Source organism: Bradyrhizobium sp. MOS002, assembly GCF_003020115.1.
Classification (GTDB): domain Bacteria; phylum Pseudomonadota; class Alphaproteobacteria; order Rhizobiales; family Xanthobacteraceae; genus Bradyrhizobium.
Map to the genome: position 1 here is coordinate 736,490 of NZ_PYFX01000003.1, position 16,236 is coordinate 752,725.

Genomic DNA, 16,236 nt, shown 5'->3' on the forward strand with positions numbered 1-16,236 from the left:
CCATGTTGAAAGATGCCCTTCGATCGCGAAAGGCTCACATCCTCATAGCGGTGGCGGCTGGCTATCTGGCGTGGCAGCTTTGGCTGACTATCGCCGCACAGCAAAAGATCGCGAACTTCGCCGGCGGCTCGGAAAAGGTGAATATCCTCGTCGTGCTGCCGTTCGAACCTGAACGTTTCCACGTTCAGCTGATGCAGACGTACGGCCGGGTATCCGGAACACAAGAAAAATCCGTTGAAGTTCGAGGAGTGAAAAGAGCGGACTTGACGACCGTCGCCCGGCCTTACTGGGTTACGCGCATCGAGCCGCTTCAACCAGGGGGATGACCAAATGCGACGACTTGCGATGCTGCTCTGCGCCTTGTTGCTGCTGCCGTCACTGGCAATGGCGCAGGCCAAGGATCCCATAAAACTCAAGGTTGGCATGGTGGCCGCGGTGGACATGCTGGCGCTGCCGATTGCACTGGAGCGCGGCTTCTTCGAAAAGTACGGGCTCGACGTGACAATCGCCCGCCCATACGCAACCGGCGTCGATGCGCTCAATGCCTTGCAGGCCGGTGAAACTGACATGGTGCAAGCCGGCGTGCCAGCCATCGGTGCCATTCTACGCAACATGGACCTGGTTTTCTTTGGCAACTTCAGTGGCAACGCCACAAAGCTTGGATCCGATGCCACCCTCGCCCTCATTGCCAACGGCGACTCCGGGATCGGTAAAGGCGATCTGAAAAGCCTCAAGGGCAAAAAAATCGCAACTTCGTTCGGCACGATCAACCATCTCTACATTCTCGGCTTGCTCGAGAAGGCTGGCCTCGCGCCGACCGACGTGACGCTGATCAATACGCCGCCGCCGGAGATGAGCGTGGCGCTGCTTGCCAAGGGCGTGGACGCATTTGTGTGCTGGGACCCGGCACCGGTGATTGCCATGAAGGATGTGCCGGGCGCCGTCGAGGTCATTCGCGGCGGCGATGTCATCTCCTATCTCGGCTTCAATATCGCGCTACGGCCCTGGGTGGAGAAGAACGGGGCGACGGTCGAGAAATTTCTGGCAGCCGTGTCGGAGGCCGACCAGTGGATGCGCAAGAATTCCAAGCAGGCCGCCGCGATCGGTACGCGCTGGATTCCGGGGTTGAAGCTGGACGTGGCGGAGACCGCGATGCAGTACAACATCCAGCAAGTAGACCGCCGCATTTCTGCCCACAACTATCGCGCGCTGTGGAAGGCGCAGGATACGCTGCAACGGCTTGGCGTGATCAAGTCGGTGTTCGATGTGAACAAATACATCGAGCCAAAATTCATCCTTAACGTGATGAATACTTATCCGGACCTATTTTCCGATCTGCAGCCCATTCCGGCAGACGTGGCAATTAAACCGGGCTTCGTGTTCACTCCCTGAAGCTGAGTGTTGCCGCGCGCCCTGAAGCTGGTGCGCGGCAACCTATGACCTCAAGATCATGAGCCTAACGAGCGAGCGCGGCCGACCCAGCCGCGGTCAACCGCTGCACGCCCCGTTAACACCGCACCACGCAAGCCCTGCCAGCGCCGCGCACCGCGGCGCCGGCCGTCTCGCGTCCGCTACTGCGACCGGTCCGAGGTCCAGCCCTTGTACTCGCCGACATTGTCGCGCGTCACCAGTTTCGACGGCAGCAGCTCGACGGTGGACGCCGGCTTCTGGCCGTTGAGAATGTTGACGCCGACCTGCACCGCGCGGCGGGCCATGAAGAACGGGTCCTGCGAGGCGGAGGCCTGGATCTGCGTTGCCTGCGGGTCCTTCAGAGCTGCTTCGATGTCGGGTGCGCCGTCGACCGCGGTGATGACGATGCCGGTACGCTGCTGCTGACGCGCCGCGAGGTCGGTGCCGATCGCCTGCGGATCGTTGATGGCGAAGATGGCGTCGATCTTGGCAAAGCGGGTCAGATAGCCCTGCGCCACCGTGAGGCCGCCTTCGCGCGAGCCCTTGCCGTCCTGGTCGTTGGACAGCACCTTGATGCCGGGATTCTTGCCGAGCACGTTCTTGCAACCGACGACGCGGTCGATCACCGCGGAGACCTGCGGGCCGTTCTCGATGATGACGTCGCCTTTGCCCCCCAGCTTGTCGACGATGTACTGACAGGAGATCTCGCCAGCCTGGACGTTGTTGGTGGTCACCGTGGCGTCGGCGCCGTCGGCTGCGGTGTCGACGGCAACGACGACGATGCCGGCGGCCTGCGCCTTCTTGATCGCCGGTCCGACCGCCTTGGGATCGCCGGGATTGAGCAGGATCAGGTCGACGCCGGCGGCGATGAAATTGTCGATCTGGGTGACCTGCTTGCCGAGATCATATTCGAAGCCGACGGTGGTGATCTTCACGTTGGGGTTGGTCTTTTTGGCTTCGAACTCGGCGCCCTTCGACAACGCGACGAAGAACGGATTGCCGAGCGAGCCCAGCGAAACGCCGATCGACTTGAGCTCCTTCGCGAAAGACGGCGCGGAGCTCAGGACGAGCGCCATCGCGGCGCCTGCAAGCGAGATCGACTTCAACATTGGCTTCCTCCCTGGTCTGTTTGAATCCCCGCCACCGCGACCAGTTGCCGTGACGGAATGAACATGACGGCGCAGCGCCCGCTGCATTTTTCCCGCTTGTTGTCTGAGCATGATCTTTTCGAAAAACCGCTTCGCACTTTCTCGGATCATGCGCTCAGGTCCGCGCCGAGCCCTGCAACCGATAGCGGTCCAGCGCGACCGCGCCGATGATCACCAGGCCCTTGATCACATATTGCCAGACGTCGGACACGCCGATCAGGATCAGGCCGTTCGACAACACGGCAATGATCAGCGCGCCGACCAGCGTTCCCCAGATCGAGCCGATCCCGCCGACGAAGGAGGTGCCGCCCAGGATCACCGCGGTGATGGCGTCGAGCTCGTAGGACTGGCCGAGCTGCAGGCCATTGGCGGCGTAGAGGCGCGCCGCCTGCATCGCGCCGCCGAGACCCGCGAGGAGGCCGGACACGCCATAGACGAAGATCAGCACGGCCCAGACCTTGATGCCGGCGAGCCGCGCCGCGCTCTCGTTGCCGCCGACCGCGTAGATGTGCACCCCGAGCACGGTGCGCTTGAGCACCAGCCACGACACCAGGATGACCAGCAACGCGATCACCCAGAGCCAGGGAATCGACAATACGCCGGGAATGAGGGTCAAGGCACCGTTGCCGATGAAGGCATAGGGTATCGACGGATTGAACACGGTGGTGTCGGCGCCGAGCAGGCGCGCCGCGCCCCGGACGGCGGTCAGCGATCCCAGCGTGACGATGAAGGGCGGCAGGCGCAAGAGCGCGATCAAGCCGCCATTGAGAACGCCGAAGACGGCGCCGGTGAGCACCGCGGCCGGCAACCACAGTGCCCCGAGATCCGGGAATTTGGAGATGATCAGCCCGGCCATCGCCGCCGCCGCCAGGATGGAGCCGACCGAAAGGTCGATGCCGCCGGTGAGGATGACGAAGGTCATGCCTGCGGCCAGCACGGTATTGACCGCGGACTGCTGCACCACGATGCCGATGTTCTGGCCGGTGAAGAAGCGGCCGTCCGACAGCACGTGAAAGCCGATGCACAGCAACAGCAGCACCGGCAGCATGCCGACCGCGCGAATGATCATCCGCGTGCGCTGCCGCTTCGTCTCCTGCGCGGCGGCAAGACCGGACCCGGCAGGGGCGGCTTTGGCGGGGGCGATGTTGGAGGAAGCGCCGTTCTCAGGCATCGAGCTGCTCCGTTCCGGTGGCGAGTGCCATGATCTCTTCCTGACTGAGCGGCGATGTCGCGTCGCGCCGGATCTGCCCGGCGATCTGTCCTGCGCGCATCACGATGACGCGGTCGCAGATGCCGATGATCTCGGGCAGGTCGGACGAGATAACGAGAACCGCGGTGCCCGACTTCGCGAGATTGTCGATGATCGAATAGATCTCGGACTTGGCGCCGACGTCCACGCCGCGCGTCGGCTCGTCGAGGATCAGGATTTTCGGGCCGATCGCGAGCAGCCGCGACAGCAGCACTTTCTGCTGGTTGCCGCCGGAGAGCCCGCCGGCGGGAACGCCGACATTGGCGGCGCGGATGCCGAGCCCCGCGAACGCGCGCTTGGCGCGGTCGCGAGCCTTGTCGCGGTCGAGGATGCCGCCGAATCTCGCATCCCGGCCGAGCACCGCGAGATTGATGTTGTCGAGGCAGGACATGTCGAGGAACAGGCCGAGCGCCTTCCTGTCTTCGGTGAGGTAGGCAATGCCCGCGTCCAGCGCCTCACCGGGCGTGCGGATGGAGACCGCACGCCCCTCGATCTCGACATGGCCCGAGATCATCGGCGCGGCGCCGATGATGAGGTGCGCAAGCTCGGTGCGGCCGGCGCCGACCAGGCCGGCAAGGCCGACGACCTCGCCCGCATGCACCGTCAGCGAGCATCCCTTGACACGCCTGCCGTCGGCGATGTCGACGGCCGCAAGCACGGGCGCGCCCTGCCGCGCGTTGGGATCGTTTTTGGGATCATGGTCCTTCTTGTAGAAGGATGAGACGTCGCGTCCCACCATCATCCGGACGATGGTGTCGGCGCGGATGTCGCCCTTGTCCAGCGAACCGACCAGCGTGCCGTCACGCAGCACGGTGACGCGGTCGCCGAGCGCATAGACTTCGTCCATGCGATGCGAGATGTAGATGATGGCGAGACCTTCGGCGCGCAGCTGGCGGATCAGCGCGAACAGCCTTTCGCTCTCGCCGGCCGAGAGCGCGGTGGTCGGCTCGTCCATGATCAAAATCCTGGAGCGGGCATGCAGCGCGCGCGCGATCTCGACCAGTTGGCGCTGGCCCATCGAGAGATTGGCGACCTGGGTCTGCGGCGTGAAATCCGCGCCGAGCCGCGCAAGGATCGGACCGACGGCGGCCTGCATCGCCTCGCGCGCCAACAAGCCGCCGCGGGAGACCTCGCGACCGAGATAGATGTTCTCCGCAACGCTCAGATTGGGGGCGAGCGAGAGTTCCTGATAGATGATCGCGATGCCGGCCGCGCGGCCGCCGAGCGGGCCGCTGATCTGCACGGGCTCGCCGTCGATGCGGATTTCGCTGCCCGGGTCGGGCCGGTAGGCGCCCGACAAGATCTTCATCAGGGTGGATTTGCCGGCGCCGTTCTCGCCCATCAAGGCGTGGATTTCGCCGGCGTAGACGGTGAGGTCGACGTCGCGCAGCGCCTTGATGCTGAAAAATGATTTGGAGACCCGGCGCATCTCGAGGATGGGCTCGCTCATCACACCTCCCCGACGCGCCGACGGCGGCATCGCAATCTCACCCGCGTCTCGTTGGTCCCTGGCGCGGGTGAAAGCATTAAACAAAAGGTTGTGGCGCGAGGCAATACCTCCCGCATGCCGACGAACGATCCGGCGCTGCTTTTATCTTTTGCGGACGGAACCGATCCCGGACGTGATGCCATTTCTTCGCCACATCATCGCGTATTGCGATCAGCGCCGCGGCCGGTACAGGCGGCGCCATTCCGGAAGCCGCTCGGCATAGGCCTGCGCAAGCGCGGGCTCAGGCTCGAACGTCTCGACGCGTTGTGGCGCGGTGCAGACGGCGTCGATCGCCTCACCGGTGACGGCCAGGCGGCCGAGCCGCGCCGCACCAAACGCCGCGCCGGTCTCGCCGTCGGCAAAGCGATGCACCGGCACGTTCAGGACATTGGCCAGCACCGAGAGCCAGAACCGCGACCGCGAACCGCCGCCGATAACATCCACCTCCGCGATCGCGAGGCCAGTCTCGGCAAGCACGTCCCGGCAATCCGCGAGCGCGAAGGCGACGCCTTCCAGTACGGCTTGCACGATCGCGCCGCGATCAGTGGCATGACTGAGCCCATCGAGCATGCCGCGCACATCGGGATCATCGTGCGGGGTGCGTTCGCCGGAGAGATACGGCAGGAAGCTGACCGGCGACGGCGCCCTCGGGCGCAACCCGAGCGGCGCCAGCAGGTCGGCCTCGGTGGTTCCGAACAGCCGCGCGATCCACGCCAGGCACGATGCTGCCGAGAGGATCGCGCCGGCCTGAATCCACCTGCCGGGGACGGCGTGACAGAAGGTGTGCACGACACGCTCCGGGTTGGCCGCGATCGTGTCGGTCGGCACCAGCAATGCCCCGGAGGTTCCGAGCGAAATGAAGGCTGCGCCGGGATTGATGGCGCCGATGCCGACGGCTCCCGCCGGATTGTCGCCGGCCCCGCCGGCGATCATCGGCCGCCCGGTCATGCCCCAGCGTTGCGCCAACTCGCTGCGCAGCCGTGCCGACGGCGCGCAGCCCTCGACCAGACGCGGCATCTGCCGGCGCGACAGAGCGGTCGCGGCGAGCCCCTCATCCGACCAATCGCGGCTGACAACATCGAGCCACAGCGAACCCGAGGCGTCCGAGACATCCTCGATCGCCTCGCCGCTCAGCACCAGGCGCAGATAGGCCTTGGGCTGCAGCACGAGTTTTGTCGCCGCGAAGATTTCCGGTTCGTGCCTGGCGACCCACAGCAGTTTTGGCGCGGTGAATCCCGGCATCGCCTTGTTGCCTGTCGTCGTCCGCAAGGCCGGCCAGCGCCGCTCCAGCTCGGCGCACTCCGCAAAGGACCGACCGTCATTCCAGAGAATGCAGGGCCGCAACGGCACGAGACCGGCGTCGAGCAGCGTCGCGCCGTGCATCTGGCCGGACAGGCCGATGCCCTCGACCTCGGCCAGTTCGCGCGCATGATCTGCCTTCAGGGCATCCAGCGCCGCGAACGTGGCCTCGATCCACTGTGCCGGGTCCTGCTCGCAATGGCCGGGATGCGGCGAAGAGACCGTCAGCGACCGGCTGCGGCTCGCCACCACGCGCTGCGCGTCGTCGACCAGAACGATTTTGACGGCAGAGGTGCCGAGGTCGATGCCGAGATACATGATGTCACTTGCCTTGTGCATCCATGACATTGCGGGCATGGCGTTCCCGATGTTGGCATGCACCCGCCAATCATGTAACCCCACCCGAAACCTTGCCGGGACGCAACGCCCATGACCACCGCCACCACCAACGACGCGGGAGCCACCCGCGCGCTGATCTTTGCGCTGCTCGCGCTCGCCTGTGGGCACATGCTCTCGACCTTGCTGCGCACTATTCCGGCGGTCAGCCTCGACCTGATGGCGGCGGATTTCGGCATCGAGCCGCAGGCGCTGGCGAGCCTCACCTCGGTCTACCCGTTCGCGTTTGCGGCTGCGCAGATCCCGGTTGGTGCGGCGATGGACCGCTTTGGCGTGCGGCCGGTGTCGCTGAGCCTGCTCGCGGGAACCGTGGTCGGCGCCATCGCGTCCGGGTTCGCAACGGGACCCGAAAGCTTCGCCGTCGGGCAGGTGCTGCTGGGCGTCGCCACCTCCGGCATGCTGATGTGCCCGATGACGTTGGCCGCCAAGCAATTGTCGGCCGCGCGCTTTGGGCTGTGGTCGGGCGCGATCCTCTCGATCGGCAATATCGGCATGCTGCTGTCGTCGAGCCCGCTCGCCTTCGTGGTCGACACTTACGGCTGGCGCGCCGGGTTCTGGATCTCGGCACTCGGCGGCGTCGCCGTGGCGCTCGCGGTGTTCCTGCTGGTGCCGAGCCAGCCGGCCGAGCACAAGGACGAATCCTCGCCGCTGTCGCAGATGATCGAGGTGCTCAGGCTGGGACTCTCGCGGCCCTTGCGCGGCCTGATCGCGCTGGCGCTGGTGTCGCTTGCGACCTCGCTGGTGCTGCGCGGCCTGTGGGGCGGGCCGTGGCTGATGCAGGTCAAGGGATTGTCGCGGGTCGAGGCCGGCAACCAGCTCGGCGCGTTCACGCTGGCGATGATCGCAGGCCCGCTTCTCGTCGGCATGATCGACCGCAGGATTGGACGCCGCCGCGCGCTGGTGGCGGGAACGCACCTGGTCGGCGCATTGCTGCTGGCGCTGATGGCGTTAGGAGCGCCGCACTACGCGGTCTCCGTGTTGTTCGGCGTGCCCGTGATGCCGCCGCAATACGACCTGGTGCTGTTCGTGCTCATCGGCTTGGCGACCTCGGCGCAGCCGCTGCTGTTCGGCATGTCGCGGCAGCTGGTCGACGCCCAAGTTGCGGGCAAGGCGCTCGCGGCGATCAACCTCGCCTTCTTCCTCGGCGCGGCGCTGATGCAGTCGGTCACCGGCGCGGTAGCGGCGTTCGCGGGGCTGCCGGCGGTGCTGCTTTTCATGGCTGCCATGCTTGGCATCGGCGCGCTGATCTTTTTGGTCTACACCTCGCCAAGTCCGGCGATAGAGTAGAGCCCTGCATCAAGGGGATATCTCATGCCTGTCGACACCAAAGCCGCCACCGAACGCCTCATGCGCTTCCTCGCCGTCGAGGGCGTGACCGGACAGGAGGCGGCGATCGGGCGTGAGCTCACGGCCGCGCTGAAGGAGAGCGGCGTGCCGGCGAAGGCGATCCGGCTCGACGACGCCAATTCGCGCATTCCGGTGCCGACCGAGACCGGCAATCTCATCGTCGACCTGCCCGGCCGCGGCGCGCTGCACAACCAGCCCCGCATCATGTTCATGACCCACATGGACACCGTGCCGCTGTGCGCCGGCGCCAAGCCGAAGAAGTCGGGTCGCAAGATCGTCAACGAGGCCAAGACCGCGCTCGGCGGCGACAATCGCTGCGGCTGCGGCGTGCTGGTGACGCTGGCGGCCGAGCTCGAAAAGCAGCAGCTCGATCACCCGCCGATCACGCTGCTGTTCTGCGTGCGCGAGGAGAGCGGGCTGTACGGCGCGCGCCACGTCAAGCTGGACGAGCTCGGCTCGCCGGTGATGGCGTTCAACTATGACGGCGGCGCGGCCTCCAACGTCGTCATCGGCGCGGTCGGCGCCGACCGCTGGACCGTCGAGATTTTCGGCCGCGCCTCGCATGCCGGCGTCGCGCCCGAGCGCGGCATCTCCTCGACCATGATCATGTCGCTGGCGCTTGCCGACGTGAAGGCCGGCGGCTGGTTCGGCAAGGTGGTGAAGGGCAAGGGCGCAAGCGCGCGGCAGGGCACCAGCAATGTCGGCCCCGTCACCGGCGGCGAGGGCCGGCCTGCCGGCGACGCCACCAACGTCGTCACCGACTACGTGCATGTGCGCGGCGAAAGCCGCAGCCACGACGGAAAGTTCTTCAAGGAGATCACCAAGGCCTACAAGGCCGCGTTCGAGAAGGCGGCCAAGAAAGTCACCAACGCGCAAGGCAAATCCGGCAAGGTCAAGTTCAAGGCCGAGACCGATTATTTCCCGTTCCGCATGAAGGACAACCTTCCCGTCGTCAAACGCGCGGTGGAGGCCGTGTCCGCCGTCGGCGGCACCCCGAACGTGCGCACCGCCAATGGCGGCCTCGATGCCAACTGGATGGTCCGCCACGGCGTTCCGACCGTGACCTTCGGCGCCGGCCAGAACGAGGCGCACACGATCGACGAATGGATCAATCTGGACGAATATGACCGCGCCTGCGCGCTGGCGGTGCAGCTCGCGACGATGCGGTGAGGCGTGCCGGCAAAATCGAGGCGGCCCCGGCCCGCTGCGCTTGATCTAAATCAAGTGACACAGAGGCCAAAGGTCCAGCAGTGGGCGAAGGTCGCGAAAGATCGGGGCACGGACCCATTGCCATTCCTCGCAGCATGAGCTCCCAGGCCACCTCCCGCACTTGCCGGCGCGTGACGGGCGTCTTGATCCTGTCTCTTGCTTGCGCATCCTGTGCAGGACGCCCCTTGCAGGGCGTACTCGTTCCGGTCGAGGCCGCGGAGAGCACGTCGCGTGTCCCGATCCTTGTTGCGACGACGCGCGAGCGCGCCGCCGTCGACAGCGGCGACATGTTCAGCCGGGAACGTGCCGCCGCGATGTCCTACGGGATGGTCTCTATCTCAATTCCGCCTGACGAGGCCCGCGTCGTCGGTGCGATCCAGTGGCCGGTGGTGCCGCCCGGCGATCCGCGCCGCGAGTTCGTCACGGTGTCGGCCGACTACCTCGACAGGTCCGCCTTCAATACAGCCATCAACAGTGTCGCCAAGACAACCCGCCGCAGCAAGGCGATGATCTTCGTTCACGGCTTCAACAACCGCTTCGACGATGCGGTCTATCGCTTCGCGCAAATCGTCCAGGACTCGAGAGCCCCGGTAATTCCGATCCTGTTCTCCTGGCCCTCGCAAGGCCTGGTCGGATTGCGCGCCTATGAGCGCGACGGCGAGATCGCCCGTGACTCCGTCGGATCGCTCGACGGGCTGATCGAGCAAGTCGCGCTCAACCCCGCAATCCGCGAGGTCACCGTGCTCTGCCATTCCATGGGCTGCCTGATCACGTTGAACGCCCTCCAGGCCAGGGCAGGCCGGACCGGGAAGATCGGCGGCAAGATCAGGAACGTGGCTATGGTGGCCCCCGATGTCGACTTCGCGGCGTTTCGCGAACAGATGCAGGGGATGGGATCGTCGCGGCCGCGCTTCGCGCTGTTCCTGTCGCAGGATGACGGTGCGCTGAAGCTGTCGAAGTCGATCGCGGGCGGCCTCACCCGGCTCGGCGATATCAACGCGGAGGAAGAGCCTTACAAGAATGAGCTGGCGCGGGCTAATATTCTGGTGTTCGACATCACCCGCCTGCAGGGACAAGCGCACTCGCGCGCCTTTGAAGACGTGACCACCGTCATGGGCATGATCGAGCGCAGGCTCGCTCAAGGTCAGCAACTTGCCGAGGACGCTTCGCGGCGACCATCACAGTAGCCCGGCGCAGGCTTGCATCTGCAAGCGGTCAGTCGACACGCTGTTCATTTCGGAACGCATTCCACATTGAAGGCGATGATGATCTGCGCCGGGTCGGCCTTGCCCAGAGTCTTCAAATCCTCCAGACCGCTTCTCAACCTCGCGCCGGCATCCTTCAAGCTGTCCTCCAGTTTCGACTTCGCCGTCTTGCATCGCTTTTCGTTGGAGAACTCCTGGAACACGACGTTCGGAAGCAGTCTCCATTCGGCCCTGTCATTGGTGGCGGCCGGACTGACGGAGTAGGAGAATACATACATCAGGATCCACATCGGGCGCTCCTTCTGATCGAAAGCCGTACGGCATGTCTCCACCCCGGCGATAGTCTCAGTTGATCTACATCAACCTGCTGGCCTCGGCCGATGCCGGGGGCCCCGCAAGGTGCGCCAGGATTTTCACCACGACTGCATTGCCTGGCGGTGCCTGCCGGCCTAGCCTGCAAAGAAAACGCAGGGAGGCTGCATGCCGCGCATTTCGACCATTGAGACCGGGTTTTATCGGATCCCCCTGCCCGTCATGCTCTCCGACTCGACCCACGGCGACATCGCGGCTTTCGAGCTGATCACCTGTCGCATCCGCGATGCCGATGGCGCCGAGGGCGTCGGCTACACCTACACGGTCGGGCGCAATGGCGGCGCCGTCGCCGACATCCTCAAGCGCGAGATCCCGCCGCTGGTCGAGGGCCGCGAGGCCGATGATACCGAGGCGATCTGGCATCAGGTCTGGTGGGGCCTGCATTATGGCGGCCGCGGCGGGCCGGCGGTGCTGGCGCTCTCGGCGCTCGACATCGCGCTGTGGGATTTGAAGGCGCGGCGCGCGAAATTGCCGCTGTATCAGTTGCTCGGCGGTTTCGACGCGCGCGTGCCCTGCTATGCCGGCGGCATCGACCTCGATCTCTCCGTCGAGGCGCTGCTGAAGCAGACCGACGGCAATCTCGCCAAGGGCTTTCGCGCCATCAAGATGAAGGCCGGCCGGCCGGACCTGAAATCGGATGTCGCCCGGGTCGCGGCGATGCGACAGCATCTCGGGGACGGCTTTCCGCTGATGGTAGATGCCAATATGAAGTGGACGGTCGAGGAAGCGATTCGCGCCGCCCGCGCGTTCCAACCCTACGACCTCACCTGGCTCGAAGAGCCGATCATCCCCGACGATGTCGCGGGTCATGCGCGCATCATGCAGGCCGGCGGCGTGCCGATCGCGGCGGGCGAGAATTTGCGCTCGCTGTGGGAGTTCAAGAACTACATCGTCGCAGGCGCAGTGTCCTATCCCGAGCCTGACGTCACCAATTGCGGCGGCGTCTCCGCCTTCATGAAGATCGCGCGGCTGGCGGAAGCGTTCAACCTGCCCGTCACCAGCCACGGCGCGCACGACATCACCGTGCACCTGCTCGCGGCCTGCCCGAACCGCTCCTATCTGGAGGCGCACGGCTTTGGGCTCGACAAGTATATCGAGCATGCGCTGGTGCTGGAGGACGGGCTTGCGCTCGCGCCAGACCGTATGGGGCACGGCATCAGCTTCGACTGGAAGGGGCTGGCGAAGCTGGCGGTGTAGCGCGGATTCGCGGCCGCGGATGCGCCCCCTCTCCCGCTTGCAGGAGAGGGTTGGGGAGAGCGTGTCTCCACAGTGAGATCCTCAATGACGATCGAGCCCTCTCCCGGCCTCTCCCGCAAGCGGGAGAGGTGAAGTGGAACGCGCAGCGCGGTCGGTTTGCGCCAGCAATCACCAACGCGTTGCTGCACGCGAGGCATTCGCTGGCGCTTGATGCAAGCTGCGGTTATTCGGCTATGGTGTCGAAGCCGACACAATCCGAAAGACCCCCCCTTGACCCCCGAGCTGCACCAGAAACTGACCGCGTGGCGCCGGCATTTGCATGCGCATCCCGAACTGTCCCTCCAGGAGAAAGCCACCGCCGCCTTCGTCCAGGACAAGCTCACCGAGCTCGGCGTTCCCTTCGTGTCAGGCGTTGGCGGCCATGGCATCGTCGCGACCCTGACGCGCGGCCACGCCCAGGGCCGCGTCGGCCTGCGCGCCGACATGGATGCGCTGCCGATCACCGAAGATACGGGGCTACCTTACGCTTCGCAAAATCCCGGTGTGATGCATGCCTGCGGCCATGACGGGCATACCGCCTCGCTGCTCGGCGCCGCCGCGCTGCTCGCCGCGGACACCAGCTGGAGCGGGACGGTCGACTTCATCTTCCAGCCGGCCGAGGAAGGTTACGGCGGCTCGCGCGCGATGGTCGCGGCCGGGCTGTTCGAGCGCTTTCCGATGGATCGGGTGTTCGGCTTTCACAACTGGCCGGGACTTAGCACCGGCATCATCGCGGTCCATGACGGCGTCGTCATGGCCTCCGGCGGGCGCGTCAGCATCACCATCGATGGCCATGCCGGGCACGCCGGCATGCCGCATCTGACACGCGATCCGGTGATGGCGGCCGGGCATCTGATCGTGGCGCTGCAATCGATCGTGTCGCGCAGCGTCGATCCGCTCGACACTGCCGTGCTCTCGCTCTGCACGCTCGAAGGCGGCACGGCACGCAACCAGATCGCCGGACGCGTCTCGATCGGCGGCACGCTGCGTTACCATCGCGATGCGGTGAAGGATACCGTCGTGGCGCGGATCGAACAGGTCTGCGCCGGCATTGCCACGAGCTTCGGCGTCAAGGTCACCCCCGAGATCGTCATCGGCGTCGGCGTCGTGATCAACACGCCGGCCGAGGCGGATCTCGCGCGCCTCGCCGCGGACAAGGTGCGGGCCGAGCTGCGGCGCGACCTCGCGCCCAGCATGGCCGGCGAGGATTTTGCCCACTATCTCTCGCGGTGTCCCGGCGCCTTCGTCTGGATCGGCAACGGCGAGTTGCGTGACGGCGCCGAGCTGCACGGCCCGCGCTATGATTTCAACGACGCGATCCTGCCGGTGGCATCGAGCTGGATGGCGGAAGTCGCCAAGGCGGCGCTGGCCTCGAACTAGGCCCGCTCAGGAGATCTCGCGCGGCAGCTTCCAGCCGGGCTTCGGCTCGAACGTCTCCTCGACCTGCGCGACGTGATAGCCGGCAGGCAGAAGCCTGCCGCCCTCCTCGTCCGCGACCGGCACGTCGGTCACCAGCCCTTCGATCAAGGCGGCTTCCCACACCTCCTTCTCGGTAGGAAAGGGATCGCCGATCTGCTTGTTGCCTTCAAACAGCGCGTACATCGGTTCCGGTCCTGCGTTGATCAAGCTCACGAGCAACGTATCGGCCGCACGGACGTTCCCATCCGGCAAATCGCAACGGACGGACACGTCAAACATGGCGCGCGTTCTGATCGGAACTTCCGGCTGGCATTACGCCTCCTGGCGAGGCCCGTTCTTTCCAGAGGGCGTGACGCTGAAGCAGCAGCTGCGCTATTACGCCGGACAGTTCGACACCACCGAGCTGAACGGCGTGTTCTACCGCACCCCGACGCCGGAGGCCGTCAAGGCATGGCGGGAGCAGACCGGCCGCGATTTCGTCTTTGCCTGGAAGGCCTCGAAATTCATCACGCATTGGAAGCGCCTGTCGGATCGCTCGGTGAACAGCCTCGAGCTGCTCGAGGATCGCATCTCACGGCTCGGCGGCAAGGCCGGCCCGATCCTGTTCCAGCTTCCGCCGCAATTCGAAGCCGACGCGGACCGCCTCGCCGGCTTCTTCAAGCTATTGTCGCGGAAGCGGCGTTACAGTTTCGAATTCCGTCATCCGAGCTGGTATCAGCCGCGCATCTTGCGGATGCTGGCCGACGAGAACATCTCGCTGTGCCTGTCCGATCATCACGACGCGCCCGCGCCATGGAAGCGCACGGCGGATTTCGTCTATGTGCGCGGACACGGGCCAAGCGGGCGTTATCACGGGCACTATACGAAACCCGCGCTCGCGCAATGGGCGCGGCGCATCAAGTCCTGGAAGCGGCAGGGCTGCGACGTCTTTGTCTATTTCGACAACGACCAGAAGAGCGCGGCGCCGGCCGATGCCCGGGCCTTGAAGCAATTGCTGTAGCGCCCACAAGCGCAGGACATTGCCTATGGCGTGCACGATGCGGCAAGCTCGCCTGCGGCCATCCTTCGAGACGCCCGCCTGCGGCGGGCCCTCAGGATGAGGTCGTGTTTCGCGGCAAAGATACCGTGCCCTTCCTCGCTAAACGATGCCGCCTTGCCGGAGCGCCGCGATCGCGGCCTGGTCGTAGCCGAGCTGGCCCAGGATAAGGTCGGTATGCTCGCCGAGCGTGGGGGCACGCGTCGCGATTTCGCCGGGCGTTTCGGACAGGCGGACGGCGGCGCGCGCCACCGGTGCGGGCTTCGGCAGACCGGGATAGTCGACGTCCTGCATGAAGCCGGCGGCGCGGATGTGCGGATGATCCAGCGCCTGCTGCGGGCTCAGCACGGGGCCGGTCGGAATCATGGCCTTGCCCAGGGTGTCGACGGCTTCCTGCGTGGTGCGCTCGGCGCACCAGCGCGCCATCCGCTCGCTGATGACGGGGCCGTTGTTGCCGCGGCTGATATCGTCGGCAAAGCGCGGATCGTTCAGCCAGACCTCCTCCTCGCCCATCAGTTTCGCCCAGCGCTTGAACAGCGGATGCCCCGTGACCTGGCACAGCACCCAGCCGTCCCTGGTGCGATAAATGTCGGCGGGCGCCGCGGTCTGGCCGAGATTGCCTGTCGGCACGCGATTGACGTTGATGACGGCCTGCTCGATCAGCGTGGCATTGGTGAAGGACAAGGCGGTTGCGAGCAATGCGCCCTCGACGACCTGTCCACGTCCGGATTTGCCGCGCTCGATCAGTGCGGCGAGCGTGCCGAACGCGCAATGCAGCGCCGTCCCGAAATCGACCCAGTTGACCGCGGCTCGGTAGGGCGGATCGCCGGTGCCCGTCATGTACACCGAACCCGACATCACCTGCCCGACGCCATCGAAGCCGACGCGGTCGGACCAGGGCCCCGGCCCGCCGAACGCAGTTGCCGTCGTCAGGATGATGTCCGGCTTGATCGCTTTCAGTGAGTCGTAGTCGAGCTTCATCGCGCGCAGGGTCTGCGGCGGCAGATTCGCGACGACCACGTCCGCGGTCGCAATCAGGCGGCGCATCACCTCCTGCCCTTCCGGCTTCATCGGATCGAGCGTGAGGCACTTCTTGTTGCGGTTGACCTGAAGAAACAGCGCGCCTTCGCCATTTTCGCCGACCGGCGCCACGAAGCGATCCTCGCTGCCGTCGCGCTTCTCCACGCGAATGACCTCAGCGCCGAATTCGGCCAGCAAGGTCGCGCAATAGGGCCCCGCGATATAGCGCCCGAAATCGAGAACGCGGACGCCGTCCAGAACCCCTCCCATCGATCTCTTTCCTTTGTGCTTTTTGTCAGCTTACAGGGATTGGCATTTGCGGCAAGGTGGCAACGGAGGCCATGCCCTGCCCTCGAGATGTGATCGGCGAATCATTTCGACTGGCGGAAATTGTGCTCTAA

General features: G+C 65.5%; 15 protein-coding genes. 8 read left to right on the plus strand and 7 right to left on the minus strand.

The features are described from left to right. Nucleotides 1–2 precede the first annotated feature (2 nt). Entirely contained in the window at nt 3–326 is a 324-nt protein-coding gene (locus tag C7G41_RS12180) for a hypothetical protein (protein WP_245446501.1), read from the plus strand. A 4-nt stretch (nt 327–330) separates the two neighbouring features. Further along, a complete protein-coding gene (locus C7G41_RS12185) occupies nt 331–1,392 on the plus strand; it encodes an ABC transporter substrate-binding protein (RefSeq protein ID WP_106942774.1) in 1,062 nt (353 codons plus the stop codon). A 179-nt stretch (nt 1,393–1,571) separates the two neighbouring features. Here C7G41_RS12185 and C7G41_RS12190 read toward each other — a convergent pair whose 3' ends face one another. The 4 genes from C7G41_RS12190 to xylB form a co-directional block, all read right to left on the minus strand. After that, nucleotides 1,572–2,519 carry an ABC transporter substrate-binding protein gene (locus C7G41_RS12190; protein ID WP_106942775.1) on the minus strand — a complete coding sequence of 316 codons (948 nt, stop codon included), beginning with the start codon at nt 2,517–2,519 and terminating at the stop codon, nt 1,572–1,574. A 154-nt stretch (nt 2,520–2,673) separates the two neighbouring features. After that, nucleotides 2,674–3,729, minus strand: coding sequence for a ribose ABC transporter permease (locus C7G41_RS12195; RefSeq protein ID WP_106942776.1), 1,056 nt, complete (start codon nt 3,727–3,729; stop codon nt 2,674–2,676). Next, complete coding sequence (locus tag C7G41_RS12200; protein ID WP_106942777.1) at nt 3,722–5,257, minus strand: sugar ABC transporter ATP-binding protein; 1,536 nt, start codon at nt 5,255–5,257, stop codon at nt 3,722–3,724. Before C7G41_RS12200 ends, C7G41_RS12195 begins: the two co-directional genes overlap by 8 nt. 210 nt (nt 5,258–5,467) lie before the next feature. Beyond that, complete coding sequence (gene xylB, locus C7G41_RS12205) at nt 5,468–6,913, minus strand: xylulokinase (RefSeq protein ID WP_106942947.1); 1,446 nt, start codon at nt 6,911–6,913, stop codon at nt 5,468–5,470. 111 nt (nt 6,914–7,024) lie between these two features. On the opposite strand from xylB, the gene C7G41_RS12210 reads away from it, so the two are divergent. The 3 genes from C7G41_RS12210 to C7G41_RS12220 all read left to right on the plus strand — a co-directional run bounded on the left by C7G41_RS12210 (nt 7,025) and on the right by C7G41_RS12220 (nt 10,734). After that, nucleotides 7,025–8,278: an MFS transporter gene (locus C7G41_RS12210; protein ID WP_106942778.1), complete on the plus strand. Its 1,254-nt coding sequence runs from the start codon at nt 7,025–7,027 to the stop codon at nt 8,276–8,278. 24 nt (nt 8,279–8,302) lie between these two features. Beyond that, nucleotides 8,303–9,508 (plus strand): M20/M25/M40 family metallo-hydrolase, encoded by a 1,206-nt coding sequence (locus tag C7G41_RS12215; protein WP_106942779.1) that lies wholly within the window; start codon nt 8,303–8,305, stop codon nt 9,506–9,508. A 224-nt stretch (nt 9,509–9,732) separates the two neighbouring features. Continuing rightward, nucleotides 9,733–10,734: an alpha/beta hydrolase gene (locus C7G41_RS12220; RefSeq protein WP_245446503.1), complete on the plus strand. Its 1,002-nt coding sequence runs from the start codon at nt 9,733–9,735 to the stop codon at nt 10,732–10,734. Nucleotides 10,735–10,778: 44 nt separating this feature from the next. On the opposite strand, the gene C7G41_RS12225 is transcribed toward C7G41_RS12220, so the two are convergent. Then, the gene (locus C7G41_RS12225; RefSeq protein WP_106942781.1) at nt 10,779–11,042 is read right to left on the minus strand and encodes a hypothetical protein; all 264 of its coding nucleotides are present in this window, start codon (nt 11,040–11,042) and stop codon (nt 10,779–10,781) included. A gap of 190 nt (nt 11,043–11,232) precedes the next feature. On the opposite strand from C7G41_RS12225, the gene C7G41_RS12230 reads away from it, so the two are divergent. Both C7G41_RS12230 and C7G41_RS12235 read left to right on the plus strand, forming a co-directional pair. Then, nucleotides 11,233–12,321, plus strand: coding sequence for a mandelate racemase/muconate lactonizing enzyme family protein (locus C7G41_RS12230; RefSeq protein ID WP_106942782.1), 1,089 nt, complete (start codon nt 11,233–11,235; stop codon nt 12,319–12,321). A 270-nt stretch (nt 12,322–12,591) separates the two neighbouring features. Continuing rightward, a complete protein-coding gene (locus C7G41_RS12235; RefSeq protein ID WP_106942783.1) occupies nt 12,592–13,740 on the plus strand; it encodes an amidohydrolase in 1,149 nt (382 codons plus the stop codon). A 6-nt stretch (nt 13,741–13,746) separates the two neighbouring features. On the opposite strand, the gene C7G41_RS12240 is transcribed toward C7G41_RS12235, so the two are convergent. Continuing rightward, nucleotides 13,747–13,962 (minus strand): hypothetical protein, encoded by a 216-nt coding sequence (locus tag C7G41_RS12240; RefSeq protein WP_007594172.1) that lies wholly within the window; start codon nt 13,960–13,962, stop codon nt 13,747–13,749. Between the two features lie 94 nt (nt 13,963–14,056). On the opposite strand from C7G41_RS12240, the gene C7G41_RS12245 reads away from it, so the two are divergent. Further along, nucleotides 14,057–14,779: a DUF72 domain-containing protein gene (locus C7G41_RS12245; protein ID WP_106942784.1), complete on the plus strand. Its 723-nt coding sequence runs from the start codon at nt 14,057–14,059 to the stop codon at nt 14,777–14,779. A 138-nt stretch (nt 14,780–14,917) separates the two neighbouring features. Here C7G41_RS12245 and C7G41_RS12250 read toward each other — a convergent pair whose 3' ends face one another. Next, the gene (locus tag C7G41_RS12250; protein ID WP_106942785.1) at nt 14,918–16,105 is read right to left on the minus strand and encodes a CaiB/BaiF CoA-transferase family protein; all 1,188 of its coding nucleotides are present in this window, start codon (nt 16,103–16,105) and stop codon (nt 14,918–14,920) included. Between the last annotated feature and the right edge of the window lie 131 nt (nt 16,106–16,236).

Coding starts and splice junctions, on each gene's coding strand:
- C7G41_RS12180 (WP_245446501.1), top strand. CDS start 3: ATGTTGAAAGATGCCCTTCGATCGCGAAAGGCTCACATCCTCATAGCG.
- C7G41_RS12185 (WP_106942774.1), top strand. CDS start 331: ATGCGACGACTTGCGATGCTGCTCTGCGCCTTGTTGCTGCTGCCGTCA.
- C7G41_RS12190 (WP_106942775.1), bottom strand. CDS start 2,519: ATGTTGAAGTCGATCTCGCTTGCAGGCGCCGCGATGGCGCTCGTCCTG.
- C7G41_RS12195 (WP_106942776.1), bottom strand. CDS start 3,729: ATGCCTGAGAACGGCGCTTCCTCCAACATCGCCCCCGCCAAAGCCGCC.
- C7G41_RS12200 (WP_106942777.1), bottom strand. CDS start 5,257: ATGAGCGAGCCCATCCTCGAGATGCGCCGGGTCTCCAAATCATTTTTC.
- xylB (WP_106942947.1), bottom strand. CDS start 6,913: ATGTATCTCGGCATCGACCTCGGCACCTCTGCCGTCAAAATCGTTCTG.
- C7G41_RS12210 (WP_106942778.1), top strand. CDS start 7,025: ATGACCACCGCCACCACCAACGACGCGGGAGCCACCCGCGCGCTGATC.
- C7G41_RS12215 (WP_106942779.1), top strand. CDS start 8,303: ATGCCTGTCGACACCAAAGCCGCCACCGAACGCCTCATGCGCTTCCTC.
- C7G41_RS12225 (WP_106942781.1), bottom strand. CDS start 11,042: ATGTGGATCCTGATGTATGTATTCTCCTACTCCGTCAGTCCGGCCGCC.
- C7G41_RS12230 (WP_106942782.1), top strand. CDS start 11,233: ATGCCGCGCATTTCGACCATTGAGACCGGGTTTTATCGGATCCCCCTG.
- C7G41_RS12240 (WP_007594172.1), bottom strand. CDS start 13,962: ATGTACGCGCTGTTTGAAGGCAACAAGCAGATCGGCGATCCCTTTCCT.
- C7G41_RS12245 (WP_106942784.1), top strand. CDS start 14,057: ATGGCGCGCGTTCTGATCGGAACTTCCGGCTGGCATTACGCCTCCTGG.
- C7G41_RS12250 (WP_106942785.1), bottom strand. CDS start 16,105: ATGGGAGGGGTTCTGGACGGCGTCCGCGTTCTCGATTTCGGGCGCTAT.